Origin of the sequence: Halomonas sp. KM072 (genome assembly GCF_050710315.1) — a bacterium.
Taxonomy (GTDB): domain Bacteria; phylum Pseudomonadota; class Gammaproteobacteria; order Pseudomonadales; family Halomonadaceae; genus Vreelandella; species Vreelandella hamiltonii.
The window spans coordinates 1,566,234-1,586,073 of record NZ_CP136132.1 but is presented as its reverse complement, the minus strand read 5'-3'; the positions used below and the strand labels follow the sequence as shown (position 1 = coordinate 1,586,073).

The following is a 19,840-nucleotide window of genomic DNA, read 5'->3' as shown; positions in this document are numbered from 1 at the left end:
GACGACTGTCAGATAAGTAACGTCGATTGTATCCTATGCCGGTGTATCCTTGAACGGCTAACCGATGATAGGCAGCACCTGTGGCAACAAAAGGAGAGGACCCATGGAAAAACATAACGATCATCGCCTTCGCGAAGGCTACGAGCGCCTGCTGGAACGCATGCAGGATGGCGCCAACGAACTCACCTGGGAAAACCTGCAAAAGGATTTGGACGACGCCGTTGCCTTTGAAGCCGAACTGGAAGAGTACACCAAGGACGAGCTGGCCCTGCTGCGCGCCTGGGTAGAGCGCGACCTGAAAGACATGCGCTACTACATGGCCGATACCGGCAAGCAGGTAGCCAGCTGGCTGGGCATCGACCTGGACCGGCTCTCCCGCCGCGTGGCAGAGTCGCTGCTTTCCATTGCCGACCGCAGCATCGTCGAGCGGGAGCGCTTCGAAGACGATCTGGAAGCCGCCCGTGCCGACTACTGCGAAGGCGAAATCGCCGCGCCGGGCCTGATGGCCTGCACCCACTGCGACGCCCAAGTGATGCTCAACGAAGTCGCCCGGCTGGAGCCCTGCCACCAGTGCGGCCACCGCTACTTCTACCGCTTCCCCAACAAGATCATCGAAACCTGAGCTACAGGCCCAACCAGGCGCTCAAGCCTGCTATCGCGCCCAGCGACAGCAGGCTCATGAGCGCCGCATAGGGCAGGTTGTTCTTCATCATCTGGTAGCCGCTGACCCCATAACGCCCCTGTAACGAGAGGTTGATGCCGGAAAGCGGCCCCACGCTGGTGCCCACCGCCCAGGCGCTCAGCCCCACGAAGGCAAACAGGGTTTGCTCCGCACCGCTGAGGTTGAGCACCGAGGCCAGCACCGACACCCCAATGATCGGGTGCAGCCCCACCAGCGCGCTCAGGGCAATGGCTGCAAAGCTGGCCATGGCCTGGGGCGCACCAAACCGCGCAAACAGCGTCCACGCATCGCCTGCCGCTGCGGCCACCAGCGTGGAAAGCCCCACGGTCAGCAAGCCCGCCGCCAGAAACAGCGAAATCTCCCCGCGCATGGCCGGTAACCGTGTGACGGTGTGCTGACGCAAACGGCGCAGGGTAAAGCGCGGCCCCGCAGGCAGGTTGCTCAGCAGCGCCACGCCGGGAATCAGGAAGGTAATGATACTGACGATGCTCAGCGCAGGCGTCAGCCAAACATGGAACAGCATGACCAGCGCCGCCATGCCCGCAGGCATGAACAGGCTACGCGGCGACAGCGAAAAGCCATCCACCTCGCGCAAATCGAACCGCCGCCGTAGCTCCCAGGTGGTAAATAGCCCCGCCAGCATGGCCAGCGGAAACCCCACCACGGCAATCTGCGCGTACTGCACCTCTGGCGCCAGGGCGATGACCACCGCCATGGAGGCAAAAAACGGCGACCACAGCGCCGCGCTGCTCAACCCCCGGTTCAATGCCAACAGCTGCGGCGTGGTCAACGGCCCGCGCCGGGCCAGCCGGTCGCCCACCATCAGCACCGTGGAAAGGTTCAGAATGGTGCCCAGAAAATGCACCCCCAGCCAGGTACGCAGCACGCCCGCCGCCCCTGTCAACCGCCTGCCCGGCGCACGCTTGTTGCCCTGAGTGCCGATCAGGGAAATAAAGCTCACCCCCACCAGCATGGTGGCCACGAATACATTGCCCTGCAGCATGGCAGGCCAATTCACCGCCGCGCCATACACCGAGTGCGCCACCACCAGCATCGTAGCCCCCAGCGCGCTCAACACCCCCGCCTGACGCCGTGAACGCCGAGGAATCTCCCGCCACAGCAACGCCACCGCCGCCCACAGCAGATAGCTCACCCCCTGCGCCGCCGCAAAAGCCCCGGTAAAGCCCACCACCTGCACCAACAGCCCCAGCAACAACAACCCACCCGCCACCCGCTGCCGCCTCGTCGTCTCTTGCATCGCACACCCTTACTGGTTGAGTTAGCAGGCTAAGCTGCTTTGCAAAAGAAGGCCAGCGGCAAGAACGAGGGGAGAGGTGAGACAGCAAATGCTGGGGATGCACCATGTGAGAGATGAAAGATGAGGGAGATAACAGGTGTGAGAAATGACAGCGGTGCGAGCTGACATATGTGAGAGATCACAGTTGTCAGAGTTGGACGGTGTGGGGAAAAGGCAGGCGTGTCAGATGAGAGATGTGGGAGGACGCTTCAGCGCGCGACGATCAAGCCACCAACCCAACGATAACGCGACCAACCCCGTAGCGCGGCGTAACGAGCAAAGCGAGGCACCCGCGAAGCACTGCAACGCAGTGCCGATCCAGCCACCCAAGCTGAGAAAAATTTTCGCCAGATAGGTGACCTAAGCAGATTTTATGCATAGAGTATGATTTAACAGGCAAAACGAGCGGGCACGATATTAACCCGGGTAACTATTCAGTTGGCTGTAGGTAGGGGGTCGCCAACCACCTGATTTTTCTGCATAGTGTACCCAGACAACCGACATGCCATGCGGTGACATGACCATCAGCGATATCAACGTCGACGAGGCCCTGGAGCGGGTCCGGCAGCAGCTCAAGGAAGACCAGACGGTCTCGCCGTCGCTGCGTGCGGCCATCGATGTCCTGATGCTGCTGGTCAAGCTGATGGCCGACCGACTGGCCACCAGCAGCCGCAACAGCAGCAAGCCACCGTCCCAGGACCCCAACCGCCAGCGCCGCACGCGCGCCAAAGGCGAGCGGCGCCCCGGCGGACAACCGGGGCATGAGGGCAAGACGTTGGCGCCGGTGACGGACCCCGACGAGGTGGTCAAGCTCCGCGTCGATCGTCGGCAACTCCCCAAGGGGCGCACTTACCGCCCGGTGGGTGTTGAAACGCGCCAAGTGCAGGACATCGTGATCCAGGCCGTGGTCACCGAGTACCAAGCCGAGGTTCTTGAAGACGATAAGGGACAACGCTACGTGGCGCCGTTTCCCGAGGGTGTGACGCGGCCCATCCAGTATGGCCCCCGCCTCAAAGCGCATGTCGTCTATCTCTCCCAGTATCAGCTGTTGCCCTATGCCCGTATCCGCGAGTTGCTGACCTCCCAGTGCGGCCTGGCGCTGAGCACCGGCACCCTGTTTGCTTTCAACCAGGAGGCCTACCAGCGGGCCGAGGCGTTCGCCGAGTGGGTGATCCCGGCGCTACGCGAAGCGGCCACAGTGCATGCCGATGAGACCGGGATGCAGGTCGGCGGCAAGCGCTACTGGCTTCACAGTGCCTCCAACGAGGCCCTGACCTGGTTGGCCCCACACGCCAAACGCGGCCAGGAGGCGATGGACGCCATCGGCGTATTGCCCTTCGTGAATGGTGTGCTGGTGCATGATCACTGGAAGCCCTACTACCGCTACTCGGATTGCCGGCACGCCCTGTGCAATGCCCACCACCTGCGGGAATTGACGGCGGCCTGGGAGAACGATGGCCATGCATGGGCCAAGGCGCTGCATGACCTGCTGCTGGACATGCGTCGCGCCGTGGAGGCGGCGGATGGCAGGTTATCGGCCGATGAGACGCGCGCTTGGCGACAGCGTTACCGAGACTGTTTGGCAAAAGGGGACGCCGAGTGCCCACCGCCGGTCACACCACCCTCTGGAACACGAGGCCGGGTCAAGCGCACTAAGTCGCGCAATCTGCTGGAACGCCTCCGGGCGTACGAGGACGACGTGCTGCGTTTCCTCGACGACCCTGCCGCTCCCTTCACCAATAATCAGGGGGAGCGGGATCTGCGGATGACCAAGGTTCAGCAGAAGATCTCGGGCTGTTTTCGCTCCTGGGAGGGCGCCGAGATCTTCTGCCGGATGCGCAGCTTCCTCTCGACCGCGGTCAAACAGGGCCTGGCGGCGCACACGGCACTGGAGCAGCTGTTTGCCGGTGAGGTGCCCGCCTTCATGCGGCGGGAAGAGCTGGACCAGGCGGCGTGAGCTAAACAGTTACAACCCGGCAATAAAATAGCTATGATGCGGCGTATCGAATTGACGGGGCTTTGAAGTATTTCGCGACTCGCCTCGGGAGCTTCTGAAGCTTCCGAAGGTGAGACATCGCCTTCCTCTTCAGCTGGTCTCTGCTGCGCGCCGGAGTACCGCTATGCACGCCGGCTTTGAGGTCGCAGTTCAGATACTCATCGGGGTTCAATTCCGGCGAGTAGGGTGGAAGGTAGAACACTTCAATCTCATCCCGATGCTCCGCCAGCCAGGCCTTGACGATCTTGGCGTGATGGACCTTGAGGTTGTCCAGGATCAGGAAGACCTTCCGCTTGGCATCACGAATCAAGCGCTTCATGAAGTCGATCAGAATTTGCGCATTCATGGTGCCGTCGAAAAACCGGAACCGTACCTTGCCCTGGTTAGTGACGGCGGAAATGAGATTGATCGTCGCTCTTCTCGCATTGAGCCGGAGGACGGGGGTGACGCCTTGGGGTGAGTAGCCACGCACATGCTGGCTATCGCTACGCAACCCGGTCTCATCGCCCCAGTAAATCTCGGCATCTTCGGCCTTGGCTCGGGCATGAATGGTTGGGTAGTCCTCCTCCAGCCAGCGCTTTACTTCGGCTGGACGCTGCTCATAGGCCTGCTTCTTGGGCTTCTGAACAGTGAACCCCCAGCGTTTCAGATATTCGCCAATGGTGCGAATTGGCACCCACTTCCCGGTTTCCAGCTTGATCAACTCCTGTACGGCCTTGCGTGTCCACAGGGCATACTGAAGCTTCAACTGGTCAGGTGTCTTGTCGACCAACATGGCCTGGAGTCGACTTTCTTCATCAGGGGTGAGCTGGCGGCCAGAGCCCTCTCTTCGCCCACGAACCTGGGCGAGCAAGGCCTTTAGACCGCCTTCACGGTATTTCGTAAGCCACCGGCCGACGGTGAGGGGGTGAACGCCAACCTCCTTGGCGATCTCTTTGTTCTTCATCCCACGCTTGGAAAGGCGAACCGCAAGTTTTCGCTTTTCTTCCTGAGCGGCGGGATGGAGTGTGCGAGCATCTTCTCTGTTCATGCCGGCATTATAGCATGGCTATTTGGATGCCGGGTTAATAGTGTGTTTGATCACGCCACGCATCACAATTTTGAGCATGGATAGCTGCTCGGTGGCGCGGCCTCGCGGGTGCCTCGCTGATCGCTCGTTACCACGCGCTACAGGGGTGGCTGCCCTTGGTGGCGCGCAGTGTGCGGCTTTGTTCCGGCGCGATGCCAGGGGGTTGAATTGACTGACTTGGTGATGGTAGCCAGCCAGTGCTAGATATGGAAATGGAGTGCTGATATTGAAAGGATTATTTTTCCCCTGTGATTGAAACCGCGCGGTTGGTACTCAAACCCTTGACCATCGATGAGTCGGATAGCCTGCTGGAAATCTTTTCTGATCATGAGGTCATGCGGTATTGGAACACTGCACCTTGGGCAGCGCTTCCTGACCCGATGCAGCGGATTGCCATGGTGCGCCGTTGCCCGTAGTGTCAGGCAACCTACTCATGTCGAACGAACGTCTTCTTTCTGCAGGAGCCTATGGATAATCAGCATATCGTGATATTCGATGGTGTGTGCAATTTCTGCAATGGTGCAGTGAGTTTCATCATCCAGCGAGATCCAGAGGGGGTCTTTGCCTTCACCCCGATGCAGAGTGAGTTGGCCCAGGAGCTGACGGAGCGCTTCAACGTCCCCGATGTGGGCACGGACACCCTGGTGCTGATCAAGGAGGGTGAGTGTTATGTGCTCTCGGATGCCGCCCTTGAGATTGCCAAAGACCTGAAAGGGCCTTGGCGGCTGTGTTATGCGCTCAAGAGGGTGCCCAAGCCGATCAGGGACGCGGCTTATAAACTATTCGCGCGGCATCGCTATCGGCTCTTTGGTAAGAAAGATGCCTGTATGGTGCCGTCAGCAGAGGTGAAGTCGCGGTTTGTAGGGGGCGATATCTGATTCGTGAGGCGGGTGTTAATCCAGTCCGGTGATGGTGAGGCGTGGGTTGCTTACCTTTTCTCTCGGTGGCGCGGCCTCGCGGGTGCCTCGCTAGTCGCTCGTTACCACGTGCTACTGTCGTTTGATATCGCGGTAGAAGTTTTCGTGTGAGCCCAGTGCCATCAGCTCAAGCACAAGAACACCCTCATGGAAGCTATAACCCAGGAGGGTCAGTTGCTTGTTCATTTTGAACTTGTGTACTCGCAGGAAAGCCAGGTCGCCTTTCTTCTGTTCTCCCATATAGGGGTCGGCCATTAGCTGCCTGATGACGGAGTCCAGGTCTTTTTTTTGATTTGGCTTGAGTTTTTTGACCGCTTTCTTGAAAGAAGGCGTTTGTAATACGCTGGTAGCGCTAATCAAAATCGTAGGCCTCCAGCTTTCCAGCATCACGTTCTGCCTGTGCGATGATGGCTTGGCGGACAAAGTCGTAGGGCAAATCGGGGTTGTCTTCCATCATCTCGCCGATTTTTGCCCAGTGTTCTATTTGCTTGGGTGTTGTACGGTGTAAAGCCCTTGCCATGATGGCCGCTTTATCCACCAGTTCTTTATCTAAGCGTATGCTTGCAGTAGACATCAGTCACTCCTGTCGTTGGACTTAAAAAATTGTAGCGTGACGCTACACCAGTAGCAAGCTGCTGCGTACTGGCTTGACCAGACGTTCACATTTTCAAGAGGTCAATTATGCCCACCACCGCCATCGTTCTTGGTGCCACTGGCGCCATTGGCCAACACCTCGTGACGCAGCTTTCCCAGCGCGATGAGGTGAAAAGCGTCATCGTCGTGACCCGCCGCGAGCTGGATCTTGCTCGTGAATTTCCCCACGCGAACGCGTCCAGGCTTCAGCCTGTGCTGCTGGATTTCGAACGGTTGGAAGCTGAGGTTGCCGAGCTGTTGCCCGCTGGGGCCATGGCGTTTGTAACGCTGGGCACCACGAAAAAGCAGGCAGGGAGTAAAGAGGCGTTTCGTCGCGTGGATCATGGGTTGGTGCTGGCGTTTGCCCGTGCCTGTAAAGCGGCGGGGGTGAGCCGGTTAGCCGTGGTGACGGCGCACGGTGCCAATGCTCGCTCGTCGATATTTTATAACCGCGTGAAAGGCGAAGTGGAGCGGGATATTCGGGCGCTGGGGTTGCCCTGTGTGTTCTTTGCTCGGCCTTCGCTGTTGTTGGGGCGGCCGCAGGATGGGCGCTTGGCAGAGACGTGGGCGAGCGCGGTGCTGGCACCCGCATCAGGCTGGATGCCCGCCTCCGTGAGGCCCATCGATGTCCGCCAGGTGGCTACTGCCATGGCGGTGGCGGCTCTGGGGGAGGCTCCGGGAGCCACGTCGCGGGTGTTGTCGAATGCTGACATGCACCGCTGTAGTGAGGTTATGGGGCAGGGGGCTAGTGGCTAGTGACGCATCTGCGCCAAGAGGTAGATATTATAGGGGAAGCGGGCGCTTCCCCATTGGTTACTGGAGATCAGTAGCCGAGATAATGCCCTGCCACGAGCGCTATCCAGCACATGACGTAAGTGAGTGCCAACAGGGGCATGATTACCTTTAGCCACTGGGCATAAGACACTTTTCCCAGTGCCAGCATGGCCAAGGTGCCGCCTGAGGTAGGAACGATCAGGTTGGTGAGGCCGTCGCCTACCTGGAACGATGTGATCATCAACTGGCGGCTCATGCCGATGAGATCCGCCAGAGGAATCAGTATCGGCATGGTGACCAACGCTTGGCCTGATCCGCCGGGAATGAAGAGGTTAATGATCCCCTGGATGACACTGGAAGCCACCGCTGCCATGGCAATAGGCATGTCGCCTACCAGGCTGCTCAGCGAATTGACGATAGTATCGATGATATGGGCATCCTGAAGAATGACCTGAATCGAGGCTGCTACACCAATCACCAGCGCGCCCGCAGTGACGGAGGCTGCCCCTTCCATCATCTGCTTGACCAGCTCGTTGGCGCCCAGGCCATTGGCAAAGCCGATCACGATGGCCATGAGCAAGAACATCGCAGCGATTTCATTGATGTACCAGCCGCGAGTAAAAACACCGACCAGCATGATAACCAAGCCAGCAATGAAAATGCCCAGCGTCATGATGTTGCGACGCGATAAGCTGTAATCCTGAAGGCGCTTGTTCAACTCGGCGGGCTGGTCGTCCTTGTAGTCGACATTCACTACGTAGCGGCAGATAAAGACCGTTAGGGTGCTTAGGCAAGCCAGCACCATGAGCAGTCGGAGCCACCAGCCCGAAAAGGTGGGTAGTTCGCCAATGCCCTGCGCGACGCCTACGGTATAAGGATTGATGGGAGAGAGTGCGAAGCCGATACCGATACCGCCCACTGCCATGACGACACCGACCAGGCGTGAACAGCCGATAGCAGTGGCAATCAGTACGCCAATGGGTACCAGCGCAATATTGTTTTCAAAGCCGACTGCGACACCAAAAAAGCCGTAAATGAAAGTGCCTGCGGCAATGATGAGGTTACGGCTTCGAGGATTGTTTTCTGCGCCGACTCGGTGTACCGCCACGCCAATCGCATTTTCCAGGGCGCCCGTGCGCTGCAGGATATGAAACAGTCCGCCTGCGATAAACACGATGAACAGGAATTGCGAGGCGTTGATCAAGCCTTCGGGAATGGCGACAAAGATTCGGAATAAGTGCAAATTGGCGACATCGGCCAGGTAATCGAACGATCCCGGAATCACGGTGGTGCGACCATCGATGGTTTCCCGCTCGAACTCGCCTGCTGGGACGATGAACGTCATCAGGTAGGCGGCTACCAGAATCAGGAAAATCAGGACCATCGGGTCAGGTACCTGTTGGTACCATTTTCGTTGCGCCGTCGCAGACGCCTTGTTGGAGTGTTGCGGTGGTTGGTTCATGAGGCACCCATGGGTCGTTATCGTGGTGGATTGCAGCATTTAGCCAAGCGTTGGCAGGTGTGGTAGAGCACCTGAATCGCCTTCATCAGGTCCTCTGGGGTGATGGCTTCGTCCGGGTGATGGCTGATCCCCTTGTGGCAGCGCACGAAGAGCATGCCGATATCGCATAGCTGCGCCATGGCCAACCCATCGTGGCCTGCGCCGCTGAACAACACTTTCGGGGCGACGCCGCTGTCTTGCACAGCTTGCTCCAACGTCGATGTTAGCCAAGGGGCGCACTGCACGGCGGCTTGTTCGTAGGTTTGGGTATGCGTGTAAGTGAGGTTCAGCGCTGGCAGTGCATGGCTGACTTGATCAAGCAGCGTTGAACGCGCCTGCTGGCGTATGGCATCTTGCGGCGAACGTAACTCCACCGTGAGTGTGGTGGTTTGCGGAATGACATTGACCCCGTTGGGCGCATTGGTGATTTTACCTACCACGCCGACCAGCTGATCGGTCTGTTTACAAAGGTTATCGACCAGCCGGATGACTTCGGCAGCACCCACTAGCGCATCGCGACGAAGAGCCATGGGGACAGTGCCAGCGTGCCCAGCCATGCCCTGAATGACGAATTGGTGACGCTCGATTCCGGTAATCGCATTGACCACGCCTACGGGTAGCGAAGCCTCTTCCAGTTGGGGCCCCTGTTCGATGTGCGCTTCCAGAAAGGCCAATACCTCGTCAGGAGCGTAGCGGTCTTCAGGAATACTGTCGGGGTCACAGCCAAAATCGCGCAATGCCTGTGCCAGGGAAATGCCGTTGTCGTCGGTGGCGGAAAGACTGTCGGCATCGAACGTGCCTGCCAGCACTTTGGAACCCAGTAGCGTAGAGCTAAAGCGAGTGCCTTCCTCATCGCTGAAGGCCACGATATCGATATGAAAGGGGAGAGAAATTTGCTGGGCGCGGAGATAATTGATCAAGGCTAGCGGCAGAATGATCCCCATCATGCCATCGTATTTGCCACCGTTGGGAACGGTATCCTGGTGAGACCCCATCAGTAGCACTTTAGCGTTGGGTAAATGACTGGCATGGCGTCCAATGAGGTTGGCGCCATGGTCCCGCCTCACCGACATGCCCAGCGCTTCCATCCAGCTCGACAGCTTTTCCAGTACTGCCTCGTGCTCAGGCGTAGCGCATAAGCGAGTAACGCCTTGTTGAGCGCTGTCCTGAGTTTCCGAGCAGCGTGCTGCTGCTTCAAGCCAATGCCAAGCCTGCTGACCTGCCGCTTCCAGCGTTATTGTCATGGTGACCTCGTTATCAAGCGTGCGCGTGTCGTGTCTATTTATCATGATAAATTAGGCTAGGCGACGCACTTTGGCTCTGTCAACGCTTTGCTCACGGCCATGTCAGGGCTGTCGGATAGTGCGCTTCAAAAACGTTTGTAACGGCAGGGGCTTAACCAGGAAGATGTGCGCCCAGGGTTAGACGTATGTCTAGCCCTGGGCAGATGGGCAAGTGCACAAAGGCTAGTGCCGATGGGGATTGTTGGCGGTAGGGAGCCGCTGCAAGAACGTCTGGTATTCCTCGTTACCCTGTAAGCGGTGATAGAGTTTGGCTAGCTCTGTTGCCGCGTTGGGTGCATCATCCACCCGTAAGTCCAACGGCAAGCCGCCGGGAGCTCGCATCTTGATAGCTGCCGAACGCGTACCGCGCTGGTCGCCACCTGCGCTTTGCGCGGCCAGTAGTGCGGCCAGCAGGGCGTGTGCCAAGCCCTCGGAGTACTGGTGTTGCTGGAATGCATCTACCATGGCCGGGATCACCAGATCGTTGGCCAACATGTTCCCTGCGACCACAAGCCCCGTCGAAAGGTGCATCCCAACCTTGGGGACATTCTGTTCGCCTGTCCAGCCTGCACTTTGGCCATGAATATCCATGATGGCTATCTGTCGCCACGCCTCTCCCTGATCATGATGTCGCAGCTGCGCTATCACGTTTTCGACCTCCATGCCTTGTGCTAACCGCGCGAGGCCTTGTTCGGCCGCCATCACATGCGTACTAAATCCTTGGGTAATGGCGGCACCGACGCCAGGCAGCAGATGGGGCACAAAACCACCCAAAGCTGGCCCGCCCGTCGCGCAGGCAACGCCCAGGGTGTTGGTATCTGCATCCAGTGCAATTAGGCTGTAGGTCATGGGCATACCTCGTGGCTGCTGAGTAAAAAGGAAGGCAGCAAAGCGCTGGAAACGAAGCATCGTTCATCATCCTGACAGCATAGTCAAAATGTTGATGGGTAGACGTGCGGGGTGGCTTGCGCCTTAGCCAGGTTCTCTACCAACGTCTCCTATACGCCACTGTTCGAGCCATGGATGATTGTCCTTTCGCGCTTGTTAATTCTTTCAGGAATCGCATGAATCGACCACGCCAGCCTATCAGGCGCAAACGCACCGAAGTCATCGCCGACGCGGTCAAGGAGTACATCGCCCGTCATGGCCTCAAGCCTGGCGACCGGTTGCCGCAAGAGTCTGACTTGATTGACGCGCTCCAGGCTTCCAAGGGGACCATCAGAGAAGCCCTGAGAGGGCTTGAAGCACAAGGGCTCATTCAAACGCGTACAGGACCTGGTGGCGGCGCTTTTATCAGCAACGTGAGCGATGACTGCGCCATGGAATTGCTGGGCAATTACTTTTTTTTCAAACCGCCCACCATTCATGATATCTACGAAGCCCGCAAAGCACTCTGGCCCGCGTTGATCACCAGTCTGGAAGGGCAGTTGGACGAGACGGCCTTCGCCCGTTTGGAAGAGACGATTACCTACTATGACCATGCACCTGAGTCATTGGACGAAGAGCGAATACAGCGTATCAAGGAGCTGGAGTTTCATCTCGTGCTGGTGGACTACTGCCCGAATCCGCTGCTCGCCATGATGTGCCGTTTTCCTATTCGCCTTCTTATGAGCCTGACGGTGTGCCAAAAAATCTACGATTTACCCTACCCGGAACTCCGGCAGCGTGGTTATCGCTATCAGCGACGATTGGTGGACGCACTACGAGCTGCCAACATGGAAGAGGCACGCCGTATTGTCAGCGAGCACATGCAGGCTGCTCAGGAGTTGATGGAGTCGCGTGAGGCAATGCTGGAAAAGGCCTTTTTCAAGGCCAGTAGTGACACAGGTGAAGGCGCCAGTCGTGATTATCTGGCCTTGGTGGATTATGCAACTCTGCTGAATGATGGCCGCGACAGCCAGAGGTAAATGCACGCCCTCACGCCTTGGCACTGTAAACCTGCCTACCAGGCCATCACTCGCGGTCATTCTCCAGCGCCTCGATCATCCGGCGCGCTGCGTTGGAGAGCGTGCGGTTGTGGTGCACCAGATAACCCAGTGGGCGGTGGATGGGGTCGGTATCCACCGGCAGTTCGACCAGTTCGCTGTCGAGCATGCTTTCCGGCAGCAGGCTCCAGCCGAGCCCGACGCTGCACATCATCTTCAGGGTTTCCAGGTAGTTGGTGGACATGCTGACCGGCAGGGTCAGGCCGGCGGCCTGGAAGCGTTGGCCGATCAGGGTGTGGGTGAAGGTCTTGGCGCCGGGCATCACGCAGTTCACCTCGCACAGTTCGGCCAGGCTCAGCGTGGCCTGGGTGCGGCTGCGCTGGGCCAGTGGGTGGTCCTTGGCGCAGACGAAGCAGAGCCGGTCGCGCCAGAGCTCGACCACCTGCAGCTGCTCCACCGGGTGGGGCGCCAGGGTGACGATGGCCATTTCCAGGGTGCCATCCACCACGCCCTGATAGGCAAGCTCGGAGTCCAGGAAGTGCAGGTCGAGGGCCACTTCCGGATGGCGCTGGGTGTAGAGCTTGAGCAGCGGCGGCAGCCGGTGCAGCCCGATGTGGTGGCTGGTGGCCAGGGTGAGCTTGCCGCCTACCTGGCCGGAAAGGTTGGCCAGCGCGCGGCGGCTGTCGTCCACGGTGAAGAGGATACGCTGGGCGCGGGGCAGCAGCAGGTTGCCTGCCTCGGTAAGGGTGATTTTCCGCCCGATACGGTCGAAAAGCCGCGTGCCCAGCAGCTCTTCCAGGGTGGCAATGCGTTTACTCACCGCTGGCTGCGTAAGGTGAAGCTGCTCGGCGGCCCGGGAAAAGCTTTGGGTTTGCGCCACGGCAAGAAAGGCTTGCAGGCTTTGGGTATCCACGGCGGCTCCCTGATTATCTATTCCTGTTTGGAATCTAAAGTATGAATAACATGAATTGCTTTTATGTGCGAGTCGGGTAACACTCGGGTCATCGTCCATGACGCCCGCGACAAGAGCGGCCCGTAGAAGCCGCCAACACGACTAGCAGGGCACTGCCCAGGAGAGCCACATGTCAGGTCAAACCCTTTACGACAAACTCTGGAACCAGCACTTGGTCAAGCAGCGCGATGACGGCACGGCGCTGATCTACATCGACCGCCAACTGCTCCACGAAGTGACCTCGCCACAGGCGTTTGAAGGCCTGCGTCTGGCCAACCGCAAGCCCTGGCGTCTGGATGCCAACCTGGCCACCCCCGATCACAACGTGCCCACCACGGTGAAAGAGCGTGCCGAGGGCAACAGCGGCATCAAGGACCCGGTCTCGTTGATTCAGGTGCAGACCCTGGACGACAACTGCCAGGCCTTCGGTATCGAAGAGTTCAAGATCAACGACCCCCGCCAGGGCATCGTGCACGTGGTGGGCCCCGAGCAGGGTGCCACACTGCCCGGCATGACCGTGGTGTGCGGCGACTCGCATACCGCCACCCACGGCGCCTTTGCCGCGCTGGCCCACGGTATCGGCACCTCGGAAGTGGAACACGTGCTGGCTACCCAGTGTTTGCTGGCGCAGAAGATGAAGAACATGCAGGTGCGCGTGGAAGGCGAGCTGGGCCTGGGCGTGACCGCCAAGGACGTGGTGCTGGCCATCATCGGCAAGATTGGTACCGCCGGCGGCACCGGCTATGCCATCGAGTTTGCTGGAAGCGCCATCGAATCGCTCTCCATGGAAGGCCGCATGACCGTGTGCAACATGGCCATCGAAGCGGGTGCCCGAGTGGGGCTGATTGCGGTCGATGACACCACCATCGATTACCTCGCCGAGCGCCCCTTTGCGCCCACCACCGAGCAGTGGGAAGCCGCCGTGGCCGACTGGCGTCTGCTGGTCTCCGATGCCGATGCCCACTTCGATAAAGTGGTCACCCTGAAGGCTGAAGAGATCGAGCCTCAGGTAAGCTGGGGCACCAGCCCCGAAATGGTCACCGGTATTTCCGGTCAGGTGCCCGACCCCCAGGCCGCCGATGACGAAACCGTCCAGCGCAGTCACTCCCGCGCGCTGGAGTACATGGGCCTGCAGGCCAACCAGAAAATTACCGATATCAAGCTGGACAAGGTGTTCATCGGCTCCTGCACCAACTCGCGTATCGAAGACCTGCGTGAAGCCGCCAAGGTGGCCAAGGGCAACAAGGTGGCCGATACCATCAAGCTGGCCATGGTGGTGCCGGGTTCTGGCCTGGTGAAGCGCCAGGCGGAAGCCGAAGGCCTCGACAAGATCTTCATCGAAGCGGGCTTCGAGTGGCGCGAGCCGGGTTGCTCCATGTGTCTGGCCATGAATGCCGACAAGCTGGGCGCTGGCGAGCACTGCGCCTCGACCTCCAACCGTAACTTCGAGGGTCGTCAGGGCTACGGCGGGCGTACGCATCTGGTGAGCCCGGCCATGGCCGCTGCGGCCGCCATTGCTGGCCACTTCGTCGATGTCCGTACCTTGCCTGCCAACGATGCCACCCACGCCCAGGAGGCCTGAGCCATGAAAAAGTTCGAACGTTTTGAAGGCATCGTCGCGCCTCTGGACCGTGCCAATGTCGATACCGATCTGATCATTCCGAAGCAGTTCCTGAAGTCCATCAAGCGGACCGGCTTTGGCGTGAACCTGTTCGATGAACTGCGCTACCTGGACGAAGGCCAACCCGGTCAGGACTGCTCCCAGCGCCCGCTGAATCCGGATTTCGTTCTGAACCAGCCGCGCTTCAAAGGCGCCGAGGTGCTGCTGGCACGGCGTAACTTTGGCTGCGGCAGCTCCCGCGAGCACGCGCCCTGGGCGCTGGAAGATTTTGGCTTCAAAGTAGTGATTGCCCCCAGCTTTGCCGATATCTTTTACAACAACGCGTTCAAGAACGGCATCCTGCTGGTGACGCTGGCCGAAGAGCAGGTGGATCGTCTGTTTGCCGAGGTGGACGCCAACGAAGGCTACCAGCTGGACGTCGACCTAGAGCATCAGCGCGTGATCACGCCCAGCGGCGAGATTCTGGAATTCGAGGTCGATGAATTCCGCAAGCACTGCCTGCTGAACGGCCTGGACGATATCGGCATTACCCTGCAAGACGAAGAGGCCATTCGCAGCTTCGAAGCGCAGCATCGTCAGCAGCGCCCGTGGCTGTTCCGTCAGCCCGCGTAAGTCTTCCATTTTTTGTGCTAAGGATTGAGCATGACTCATAAGGTGTTACTGCTGCCCGGTGACGGTATCGGCCCGGAAATTGCCGCCCAGGCGGCGCGTTTGTTGAAAGCCTGCCAAGACGCTGGCCTGGACATCGAGGTGGAAGAGGGTCTGGTGGGCGGCTCGGCCTACGACGTACACGGCGAGCCGCTGCCCGCCGAAACGTTGGAAAAAGCCAAGGCTGCCAGCGCGATTCTGCTGGGTGCCGTGGGCGGCCCCAAATGGGACAAGATCGAAGACCTCTCCAAGCGTCCTGAGAAAGGCTTGCTGGGCCTGCGCAAGAACCTGGGGCTGTTTGGCAACCTGCGCCCGGCCATGCTCTACCCGCAGTTGGCCAGCGCTTCCAGCTTGAAGCCCGAGCTGGTGGCCGGGCTGGATATCATGATCGTGCGCGAGCTGACCGGCGGCATCTACTTCGGCCAGCCCCGGGGTATCGAAGTGCGCGACGGCGAGCGGGTCGGCTTCAATACCTATATCTACTCTGAAAGTGAAATCGAGCGTATTGGTCGTGTCGCCTTCGAGATGGCCCAGAAGCGCGGCAAGAAGCTCTGCTCGGTGGACAAGGCCAACGTGCTGGAAGTGACGATTCTGTGGCGTGAGGTCATGGAGCGGCTGGCGCCGGAATACCCGGATGTAGAGCTGTCGCACATGTACGTGGACAACGCCGCCATGCAGCTGGTGCGTGCACCGAAGCAGTTCGATGTGGTGGTCACTGGCAACATGTTTGGCGACATTCTCTCCGATGCCGCCGCCATGCTGACCGGCTCCATCGGCATGTTGCCTTCTGCATCGCTCAACGAGAGCGGGCAGGGCATGTACGAGCCTTGCCACGGCAGCGCGCCGGACATCGCAGGCCAGAACGTCGCCAACCCGCTGGCCATGATGCTCTCGGTGGCCATGATGCTGCGCTACTCGCTCAATGAGCCCGCCATGGCCGAGCGCATTGAAGCGGCGGTGGGCAGCGTGCTGGACGACGGCCTGCGTACGGCGGATATCGCTTCCGAAGGCACCCGTCGGGTCTCCACGGTGGAGATGGGCGATGCGGTGCTGGCGGCCTTTGCACAACGCTCAGCCTAAGGCTAGCAAGAAGAGCATGGGCAAAAAGAAAGCCTGCTAATGGGTTGATTCGCTTCGACTCGTCGCAAAGCAACCAACGTCGGCTGCCCCAAGGGGTGGCCGACGTCGTGTCGGATATTTGTGTATAATACTTATCTCATTCTTGGTTGGAGGACTTCACATGTTGAAAGTCGGTTTCGTGGGATGGCGTGGCATGGTGGGCTCTGTGCTGATGCAGCGCATGCAGGAAGATGGTGATTTCAACGGTATCGAGCCGATTTTTTTCACCACTTCTCAAGTTGGCCAGCCCGGCCCCGACATCGGCGTGGACGTGCCTCCGCTGAAAGATGCGTTTGCACTGGATGACCTGAAAGCGCTGGACGTGATCATCACCTGCCAGGGCGGTGACTACACCAAGAAGGTCTACGGCGACCTGCGCAACGGCGGTTGGCAAGGCTACTGGATCGATGCTGCCAGCACCCTGCGGATGGAAGACGAAGCCACCATCATCCTCGACCCGGTGAACCGCAAGGTCATCGATGCGCAGCTGGCAAAAGGTGCCAAAACCTTCGTGGGTGGCAACTGCACCGTCAGCCTGATGCTGATGGGCCTTGGCGGCCTGTTCGAGGCCGATATGGTCGAGTGGATGACCTCCATGACCTATCAGGCGGCGTCCGGCTCCGGTGCCAAGCACATGCGCGAGCTGCTCAACCAGATGGGCCACCTGCGTGATAGCGTGGCCAGCGAATTGGCCGACCCGGCCAGCGCCATTCTGGATATCGACCGCAAGGTCACTGCGGCCATGCGTGGCGGCGACTTCCCCACGGAAAACTTCACTGCGCCGCTGGCGGGCAGCCTGCTGCCGTGGATCGACACCAAGCTGGAGAGCGGCCAGAGCCGCGAAGAGTGGAAGGGCAGCGTCGAGACCAACAAGATTCTGGGTCTGCAGAACAACCCGATTCCCATCGATGGGCTTTGCGTGCGTATCGGGGCCATGCGCTCCCACAGCCAAGCATTCACCATCAAGCTGAAGCAGGATGTGCCGCTGGACGAGATCGAAGAGCGCATTGCCAAGCACAACGAGTGGGTGCGCCTGATTCCCAACGACAAGGAAGCCACCGTGGCAGGCCTGACCCCGGCAGCAGCCACGGGCACGCTGCAAGTGCCGGTCGGTCGGCTGCGCAAGCTGAACATGGGCGGTGAATACCTCTCCGCCTTCAGCGTGGGCGACCAGCTGCTGTGGGGGGCCGCCGAGCCGCTCAAGCGCATGCTGAAGATCCTGCGCGAGCAGTAATCCAGCGCGGGTCGTCAGGTAAACCAGTGGGAAGCTGTTCGCAGCTTCCCATTTTTTTGCCTGTCAGGCGTGTCGAGGGTGCATTGGCCCAAGCGGCATGTTAAATACGTTATGATAAAAACGAATTAAGTCATTGTGATGGGTGAACGTCTCGGCACAATGTAACGCAGGGAATCGCAGGCAGTAGGGGCCGTAATGAAAAACAAGCTGGCATGGTTGTCATGGCTGCCGCTAGGTGCGGTAAGCCCGTTGGCGCTGGCCGTGGGGCTGGGGCAGGTGACGGTCAACTCACCGCTGCAGGCACCGCTGAATGCCTCCGCACCCATCGTGGATGTCTCCGAGGCTGCGCTGGGCGAGTTACGGGTGGAGGTCGCTGACGAAGCGGCCTTTACCGCCCAAGGGCTGGAGTGGACACCGCTGGCGGCCAGCGTGCGCGCCGAGATCGAGCGCCTTCCCGGCGGTGCTCGGGTGGTGCTGCGCACCGAGCAGGAGGTGCTGGAACCCTGGCTGGATCTGCTGTTGACCATCAGCGGCCCCGAGGGGCGTAGCGCCGAGGCGTTCACGCTACTGTTCGACCTGCCGGAGAGCGCCGCCAGCGCGCCGGTGGCGGCACCTGCCAGCCATGTCAGCCCGTCCGCGACGGCTGCACAAGCCCCGCCACAGGCAGTCTCTTCTTCGCCATCGCCATCGCTCGCATCCGTGGCCAGTGCGGCCCAGGCGCCTGGCGGAACGGCCTATGTGGCCAGCGGTGATTCATTGTGGGGCGTGGCGGCGCGAGTCAAGCCCGCCGAGGTCAGCGTCCAGCAGATGATGCTGGCCCTGGTCGAAGCCAATCCGGCGGCGTTCCCTTCCGGTAACCCGGATGAACTTCGCGCCGGGCAAACCCTGATGGTGCCAGGTCGCGAGCAAATCATGGCACGCAGCCCCAGTCAGGCATCCCAGGCGGTGCAGGCCATGCGCCAAACGGCGGCTGCGCCCGCACCTGCGTCAACCCCTGCGGCAAGCGAGCAGTTGCCACAGGGCGCGCCAGAAGGCCCATTGGCCGAGGGTAATGCCGAGGGCGATACAGAGGGCGAGACAGAGAACGAGCTGGCAGGGCTGACCCTCAACGACCTGGCAGAACAGTTGCGCGAAAGCCAGGCCATGCTGCAAACCGTCCTCGAAGAGCGTGATCTGATGCGGGCGGAAATGGCCGCGCTGCGTCAGGAGGTGGCCTCGTTGACAGAGGCGCTACAGGCGTCTCAACAGGAAACCCAGCGTGCCCTGGCCGCCGCAGAAGCCATGGCGGCCAGCGCGGGTCAGGCGGCCGGTGCGCGAGCGTCCGGGCCGGGGGTGATCGCACGGCTGGAGGCCTATCAGTGGCCGCTGGCCAGTGCCGCCCTGGCGCTGTTGCTGGGGGCGCTGGTGTGGTCACGCAAACGCCGCGAGCGCCAGTGGGAGGACGTGCCAGCGCCCGCTGCTGCCGTGGAAGTGCCCCCACGGCGCGCCGAGCCAGTCATGGAAAGCACCGGCACCGCTGGCGCGCCTCTGGCGGAGCCGCCCCTTGCCGAACCACCGCCTTTCGATATCCCGAAAGCGTCGCCGCAGGTAGCCGAGCGCTATGAGCAGGTGTCTGCTGCTGTCGAGCCGGTGACCGAGGAGCTTGCTGTCCAAGAGCCTGTTGCTCAAGCGTCTGGCGAGCATGGCCCCTCGGAGGAGCCGCCTTCGCAAGCCAACCCTGTGACGTGGAATTCAATTCAGGAAGACGCCGAATCCGCTGTCGATGAAGACGAAGCCGCCCTGGAAGCGGCTTTCCTGGACACCCCCGAGCCCGTCGAAGAGCCAGGCCCACGCTCGCCGCTGGCGATGGAAGAGCCAATGCTCGTCGAGCCGACGCCTGCCGGAGTGAATCAGGCCGCGCCCGACGCTCCGCCGGAACGGGAGGAGGATGCTGCGGAGCCGTCGACGTCCCAGGCGCCTGCGCAACCGGTGCCGGACGATCATCGGGCGCACTATATCGATTATCATCCGCCCTCGTTACAGGCCAACGAGCCAGACGAGGCCGAGCCCTCCTTGTCAGGAAACGCGGACGCTGCGCCGCTGCGCACCCGCTATACCCCTGAAGAGGAGTGGGAAATCGAAGAGGTGGCATTCGAGCCGCGACGTCGGGATAATAGCGACTCTTCCAAATCCTCCAAATGACGTGGCTT

19 protein-coding genes are annotated in these 19,840 nt (G+C 60.2%); 11 read left to right on the top strand and 8 right to left on the bottom strand.

Annotation, left to right across the window (positions count from 1 at the left end; genetic code table 11):
• Window positions 1-103: 103 nt before the first annotated feature.
• Window positions 104-622: a zinc ribbon-containing protein gene (locus RVM26_RS07465; RefSeq protein ID WP_039179834.1), complete on the top strand. Its 519-nt coding sequence runs from the start codon at window positions 104-106 to the stop codon at window positions 620-622.
• A gap of 1 nt (window position 623) precedes the next feature.
• Here the strand turns inward: RVM26_RS07465 and RVM26_RS07460 are convergent, their stop codons facing one another.
• A complete protein-coding gene (locus tag RVM26_RS07460) occupies window positions 624-1,940 on the bottom strand; it encodes a hypothetical protein (protein ID WP_081138960.1) in 1,317 nt (438 codons plus the stop codon).
• A gap of 556 nt (window positions 1,941-2,496) precedes the next feature.
• On the opposite strand from RVM26_RS07460, the gene tnpC reads away from it, so the two are divergent.
• Complete coding sequence (gene tnpC / locus RVM26_RS07455; protein ID WP_498941534.1) at window positions 2,497-3,936, top strand: IS66 family transposase; 1,440 nt, start codon at window positions 2,497-2,499, stop codon at window positions 3,934-3,936.
• Window positions 3,937-3,967: 31 nt separating this feature from the next.
• On the opposite strand, the gene RVM26_RS07450 is transcribed toward tnpC, so the two are convergent.
• Window positions 3,968-5,005, bottom strand: coding sequence for an IS630 family transposase (locus tag RVM26_RS07450; RefSeq protein ID WP_498940534.1), 1,038 nt, complete (start codon window positions 5,003-5,005; stop codon window positions 3,968-3,970).
• 287 nt (window positions 5,006-5,292) lie between these two features.
• On the opposite strand from RVM26_RS07450, the gene RVM26_RS07445 reads away from it, so the two are divergent.
• The gene (locus RVM26_RS07445; protein WP_498941533.1) at window positions 5,293-5,460 is read left to right on the top strand and encodes a GNAT family N-acetyltransferase; all 168 of its coding nucleotides are present in this window, start codon (window positions 5,293-5,295) and stop codon (window positions 5,458-5,460) included.
• Window positions 5,461-5,511: 51 nt separating this feature from the next.
• Window positions 5,512-5,922, top strand: a complete 411-nt coding sequence (locus tag RVM26_RS07440; protein ID WP_498941532.1) for a thiol-disulfide oxidoreductase DCC family protein — start codon at window positions 5,512-5,514, stop codon at window positions 5,920-5,922.
• A gap of 111 nt (window positions 5,923-6,033) precedes the next feature.
• Here RVM26_RS07440 and RVM26_RS07435 read toward each other — a convergent pair whose 3' ends face one another.
• Both RVM26_RS07435 and RVM26_RS07430 read right to left on the bottom strand, forming a co-directional pair.
• Window positions 6,034-6,321: a type II toxin-antitoxin system RelE/ParE family toxin gene (locus RVM26_RS07435; protein WP_016914059.1), complete on the bottom strand. Its 288-nt coding sequence runs from the start codon at window positions 6,319-6,321 to the stop codon at window positions 6,034-6,036.
• Entirely contained in the window at window positions 6,314-6,535 is a 222-nt protein-coding gene (locus RVM26_RS07430; protein ID WP_016914058.1) for a TA system antitoxin ParD family protein, read from the bottom strand. Before RVM26_RS07430 ends, RVM26_RS07435 begins: the two co-directional genes overlap by 8 nt.
• Window positions 6,536-6,642: 107 nt before the next feature.
• Here RVM26_RS07430 and RVM26_RS07425 point away from each other — a divergent pair, with 107 nt between their 5' ends.
• The gene (locus RVM26_RS07425) at window positions 6,643-7,350 is read left to right on the top strand and encodes a Rossmann-fold NAD(P)-binding domain-containing protein (RefSeq protein ID WP_498941531.1); all 708 of its coding nucleotides are present in this window, start codon (window positions 6,643-6,645) and stop codon (window positions 7,348-7,350) included.
• Between the two features lie 67 nt (window positions 7,351-7,417).
• Here RVM26_RS07425 and RVM26_RS07420 read toward each other — a convergent pair whose 3' ends face one another.
• The 3 genes from RVM26_RS07420 to RVM26_RS07410 all read right to left on the bottom strand — a co-directional run bounded on the left by RVM26_RS07420 (window position 7,418) and on the right by RVM26_RS07410 (window position 11,001).
• The gene (locus tag RVM26_RS07420) at window positions 7,418-8,830 is read right to left on the bottom strand and encodes a YfcC family protein (protein WP_498941530.1); all 1,413 of its coding nucleotides are present in this window, start codon (window positions 8,828-8,830) and stop codon (window positions 7,418-7,420) included.
• 17 nt (window positions 8,831-8,847) lie between these two features.
• Window positions 8,848-10,113, bottom strand: a complete 1,266-nt coding sequence (locus RVM26_RS07415) for a M20 family metallo-hydrolase (protein WP_498941529.1) — start codon at window positions 10,111-10,113, stop codon at window positions 8,848-8,850.
• Between the two features lie 222 nt (window positions 10,114-10,335).
• Window positions 10,336-11,001 (bottom strand): DUF1028 domain-containing protein, encoded by a 666-nt coding sequence (locus RVM26_RS07410; RefSeq protein ID WP_498941528.1) that lies wholly within the window; start codon window positions 10,999-11,001, stop codon window positions 10,336-10,338.
• A gap of 215 nt (window positions 11,002-11,216) precedes the next feature.
• Between RVM26_RS07410 and RVM26_RS07405 the strand changes: the two genes are divergently transcribed.
• A complete protein-coding gene (locus RVM26_RS07405; protein WP_498941527.1) occupies window positions 11,217-12,059 on the top strand; it encodes a FadR/GntR family transcriptional regulator in 843 nt (280 codons plus the stop codon).
• Between the two features lie 46 nt (window positions 12,060-12,105).
• Here the strand turns inward: RVM26_RS07405 and RVM26_RS07400 are convergent, their stop codons facing one another.
• Window positions 12,106-12,990, bottom strand: a complete 885-nt coding sequence (locus RVM26_RS07400; protein WP_287806580.1) for a LysR family transcriptional regulator — start codon at window positions 12,988-12,990, stop codon at window positions 12,106-12,108.
• Window positions 12,991-13,159: 169 nt separating this feature from the next.
• Here RVM26_RS07400 and leuC point away from each other — a divergent pair, with 169 nt between their 5' ends.
• The 5 genes from leuC to RVM26_RS07375 all read left to right on the top strand — a co-directional run bounded on the left by leuC (window position 13,160) and on the right by RVM26_RS07375 (window position 19,832).
• Window positions 13,160-14,611, top strand: a complete 1,452-nt coding sequence (gene leuC, locus RVM26_RS07395; RefSeq protein ID WP_498941526.1) for a 3-isopropylmalate dehydratase large subunit — start codon at window positions 13,160-13,162, stop codon at window positions 14,609-14,611.
• Window positions 14,612-14,614: 3 nt separating this feature from the next.
• On the top strand, window positions 14,615-15,262 hold the full coding sequence (gene leuD / locus RVM26_RS07390; protein WP_039179896.1) for a 3-isopropylmalate dehydratase small subunit: 648 nt from the start codon (window positions 14,615-14,617) through the stop codon (window positions 15,260-15,262).
• Window positions 15,263-15,292: 30 nt separating this feature from the next.
• A complete protein-coding gene (gene leuB, locus RVM26_RS07385) occupies window positions 15,293-16,378 on the top strand; it encodes a 3-isopropylmalate dehydrogenase (protein ID WP_498941525.1) in 1,086 nt (361 codons plus the stop codon).
• 160 nt (window positions 16,379-16,538) lie between these two features.
• On the top strand, window positions 16,539-17,651 hold the full coding sequence (gene asd / locus RVM26_RS07380) for an aspartate-semialdehyde dehydrogenase (protein ID WP_096922862.1): 1,113 nt from the start codon (window positions 16,539-16,541) through the stop codon (window positions 17,649-17,651).
• Window positions 17,652-17,846: 195 nt separating this feature from the next.
• On the top strand, window positions 17,847-19,832 hold the full coding sequence (locus RVM26_RS07375; protein WP_498941524.1) for a type IV pilus assembly protein FimV: 1,986 nt from the start codon (window positions 17,847-17,849) through the stop codon (window positions 19,830-19,832).
• Window positions 19,833-19,840 lie beyond the last annotated feature (8 nt).

Excerpts from the sequence above, each read along its gene's own strand:
- RVM26_RS07465 (WP_039179834.1), top strand. The coding sequence starts at position 104 with ATGGAAAAACATAACGATCATCGCCTTCGCGAAGGCTACGAGCGCCTG.
- RVM26_RS07460 (WP_081138960.1), bottom strand. The coding sequence starts at position 1,940 with ATGCAAGAGACGACGAGGCGGCAGCGGGTGGCGGGTGGGTTGTTGTTG.
- tnpC (WP_498941534.1), top strand. The coding sequence starts at position 2,497 with ATGACCATCAGCGATATCAACGTCGACGAGGCCCTGGAGCGGGTCCGG.
- RVM26_RS07450 (WP_498940534.1), bottom strand. The coding sequence starts at position 5,005 with ATGAACAGAGAAGATGCTCGCACACTCCATCCCGCCGCTCAGGAAGAA.
- RVM26_RS07440 (WP_498941532.1), top strand. The coding sequence starts at position 5,512 with ATGGATAATCAGCATATCGTGATATTCGATGGTGTGTGCAATTTCTGC.
- RVM26_RS07430 (WP_016914058.1), bottom strand. The coding sequence starts at position 6,535 with ATGTCTACTGCAAGCATACGCTTAGATAAAGAACTGGTGGATAAAGCG.
- RVM26_RS07425 (WP_498941531.1), top strand. The coding sequence starts at position 6,643 with ATGCCCACCACCGCCATCGTTCTTGGTGCCACTGGCGCCATTGGCCAA.
- RVM26_RS07420 (WP_498941530.1), bottom strand. The coding sequence starts at position 8,830 with ATGAACCAACCACCGCAACACTCCAACAAGGCGTCTGCGACGGCGCAA.
- RVM26_RS07415 (WP_498941529.1), bottom strand. The coding sequence starts at position 10,113 with ATGACAATAACGCTGGAAGCGGCAGGTCAGCAGGCTTGGCATTGGCTT.
- RVM26_RS07410 (WP_498941528.1), bottom strand. The coding sequence starts at position 11,001 with ATGACCTACAGCCTAATTGCACTGGATGCAGATACCAACACCCTGGGC.
- RVM26_RS07405 (WP_498941527.1), top strand. The coding sequence starts at position 11,217 with ATGAATCGACCACGCCAGCCTATCAGGCGCAAACGCACCGAAGTCATC.
- leuC (WP_498941526.1), top strand. The coding sequence starts at position 13,160 with ATGTCAGGTCAAACCCTTTACGACAAACTCTGGAACCAGCACTTGGTC.
- leuD (WP_039179896.1), top strand. The coding sequence starts at position 14,615 with ATGAAAAAGTTCGAACGTTTTGAAGGCATCGTCGCGCCTCTGGACCGT.
- leuB (WP_498941525.1), top strand. The coding sequence starts at position 15,293 with ATGACTCATAAGGTGTTACTGCTGCCCGGTGACGGTATCGGCCCGGAA.
- asd (WP_096922862.1), top strand. The coding sequence starts at position 16,539 with ATGTTGAAAGTCGGTTTCGTGGGATGGCGTGGCATGGTGGGCTCTGTG.
- RVM26_RS07375 (WP_498941524.1), top strand. The coding sequence starts at position 17,847 with ATGAAAAACAAGCTGGCATGGTTGTCATGGCTGCCGCTAGGTGCGGTA.